The 2,883-nt window shown below is 67.3% G+C and carries 3 protein-coding genes; all 3 read left to right on the top strand.

The genetic code is table 11. From position 1 onward, the window contains the following. A partial coding sequence (locus tag NTX40_03715; protein MCX5648193.1) for an NAD-dependent epimerase/dehydratase family protein occupies positions 1 to 708 on the top strand: 708 nt, incomplete at its 5' end. Between the two features lie 2 nt (positions 709 to 710). Next, entirely contained in the window at positions 711 to 1,016 is a 306-nt protein-coding gene (locus tag NTX40_03720; protein MCX5648194.1) for a hypothetical protein, read from the top strand. 195 nt (positions 1,017 to 1,211) lie between these two features. After that, positions 1,212 to 2,883 (top strand): hypothetical protein (locus NTX40_03725; protein ID MCX5648195.1); only part of this gene is annotated, 1,672 nt, incomplete at its 3' end.

Consider the following 2,883-nt stretch of genomic DNA (forward strand, 5'->3'; position numbering starts at 1 on the left):
ATTTCGTCGGCGTCGGCGTACAAGAAGCCGATGGCAGGGATCGTCATCAACGAAGACGTTCCCCTGGGGAATCCGTATTCGTCGTACGCCCAGAAGAAGGCGGACGTCGAGGCAGCGCTCGTGGGCTGGCACGGGGAGGGCAGTCTGCCGGTGACGATCGTTCGCCCCAGTCACACGCACCGGCGGCGGTTCCCCGGCGGCGTCGGGACGGGCGACGACGCGGCCTGGCGAGCCGTCAACGGCAAGCCGTTCATCGTCTGGGGCGACGGGACGGGCATCTGGACGCTGACGCACAGCGACGATTTCGCCGTGCCCTTCGCGCGCCTCCTCGGGAACGCTCGGGCGCTGGGCGAAGCGTTCCACATCACCCGGCACCTGGAGGCGTACACGTGGGACGCGATCTACACGGCCATGTGCCGGGCGCTCGGCGTCGAGGCGAAGATCGTCCACGTGGCCACGGACACCCTCATCCGCTACAACCGCGAGTGGGTCGGCTCGCTCCTGGGCGACAAGTGCTGGTCGGTGATGTTCGACAACTCGAAGGTCATGGCGGTCGCCGGAAAGTTCGAGTGCCGCGTGAGCCTGGACCAAGGCATGGCCGGGGCAGCGGAACACTTTAAGAAGCGGCTGACCACCTACAAGCCGGATGCCGCGCGGCACGCGCTCTTCGACCGCATCATCGCGGAGCAGCAGGCGCTGGGGACGTAAGCGTGCCGGACGCCGGCGCGGGCTCCTTCCATGTCCGGTTCCGACTCGAAACGGACGTCGGCGAGCAGCACAACGTGGCGGGCGAGCATCCGGAGATCGTGGCCCGCCTGAAAGATTTGCCGGAGAAGTACGAGCGCGAAGGGCGCAGCGTCCCCCTCTTGCCGATGAACGGGCGGCATGGGTTGCGGCCGCGTGGCGCCGAAAATGATCCCGCGTGCTTGAATTCCCTGCGATTGGCGCGGACAATGGTCGAGGTCGTACCGATAGAGGATTTTGAACGGAACCCGCCGGCAGGGTTTGGGTTATAAAAAGGGCGATTTGCGCAAAGGGTGCAAGCGGACACCCGTCCAAGCCGGACGAGGTGGACGCTTTTCCTGCAAAGCGCCGCCGACCGTTGCGAGCGGCGGCAAATGACGAAACCGTGGCAGGGAGGACAGGTGAAAATCGCGGAGGCTGCTTCGATAAGCCGGACGCGAGGGAGGTGTGAGGTTAAAGCAACGGAGATGCTACTGGGCTTGTTGCTGCCGTGCACCGTTGCTTTAGGGGCAGGCCAAGCCTTGGCGGGCGGCGCCATCGTCGCCCCCGACGAGGTTGAGGCCGACTGGCTCCGCCAGGAGGCCCTCCGCGGCGAGGCGCCGGCCGGCCCGCAGGCTTATTCCACGGCGCGGGCCATCGAGCGCGGCCTTGAACTGGCAAAGAGCCTCCGCCGCCTGGGCGTGCCCGTCGACGTGGAAGTAGGGACGCTGGAACAGATCCGCGATCGGCTGAAGGAGTTGCCGGCCGACGCCCCGGACGCGACCCGCCGCCGACTCCACTTCGAGGCCCGCGGGGTGGTCCGCCGCATGGCCCTGAAGAACCCCCTGCTCGACTTCGACGCGATCCTGTTCGTCAAGTCGGCCCCGGGGCGGTTCCCGCACATCTCCGACCAGTTCTACGGCTGGTGGTCGCGGCCCGGGGGCGGCATATTCATCCTGGAAGGGTTCAAGGGCCCGGAGCCGCGCCTGAGGTGCCTGACGGCCGACATGCCCGAGGGGAGTTACCTGCGGCCGGACCTCTCGTACGACGGGAAGAAGGTTCTGTTCGCCTACTGCCGGTACTACCCGCACGTCGCGGACCTCAGGAACAAGGCGGACAAGGCCAACGTGCCGGAGGACGCCTTCTACCACATCTTCGAGGTGAACCTGGACGGGAGCGGCCGGCGGCAGTTGACGCGCGGCCGGTACGACGACTTCGACGCGCAGTACCTGCCGAGCGGCGACATTGTGTTCCTCTCGACCCGCAAGGGGCAGTTCGTCCAATGCACGAAGGCCAACACGATGGCCACGCTGGCCGGCGACCTGCCCGACAGTTACGTCCGCTGCGGCGGCGACAACTACCGGCCCGTCCCCGTCTTCACGCTCCACGCAATGGACTCCGTCGGCGGCAACCTGCGGCCGCTGTCGGCCTTCGAGAACTTCGAGTGGACCCCCGCCGTGGCCAACGACGGCCAGGTCCTCTACTCCCGTTGGGACTACATCGACCGGTTCAACGGCCACTTCTTCAGCCTGTGGTCGACGCGCCCGGACGGCACGAATTCGCAGTTGGTCTACGGCAACTACACGGTGCGGCCACAGGCCGTCCTGGAGGCCTGCTCGATTCCGAACTCGCGGAAACTCGTGTTCACGGCCTCCGCGCACCACTCGATCACGGGCGGCTCGCTGGTGCTGTTTGACCGCACCCGGGGCACGGAAGGGGCCGACCCGATCGTCCGCCTGACGCCCGAGGTGCCGTTCCCCGAGACCGAAGCCTGGCCGACCTGCTATTACGCCAACCCCTGGCCGCTTTCCGAGGAGCACTTCCTGGTGGGCTGGAGCGACCGCAAGCTTCCGCCGCACTGCCGTCCCGGTCCGCCCGCGCCCCAAGCCGCCGGTGTACGCCACCACCGTGGCGTGGGACGGCGCGCAGGAAGGCTCCTTCCTTCTCCAGGACGTTTACCAGGGACTGCCGGGCCTCGCGCGGGACAGGGTGAAATGGCTGCGGGTCGTCGGCGTGCCGACCAAGGTCCAGCCCCACATGAACCAGCCGAACCTGGGCGTCTCCTCGGAAGACCCCGGCAAGTTCCTGCTCGGGACCGTGCCGGTGGAGGAGGACGGGTCGGCCTATTTCCGCGTGCCGAGCGGCATCTCCGTGTTCTTC

It is taken from the genome of Planctomycetota bacterium, from assembly GCA_026387035.1.
GTDB lineage: Bacteria > Planctomycetota > Phycisphaerae > FEN-1346 > FEN-1346 > JAPLMM01.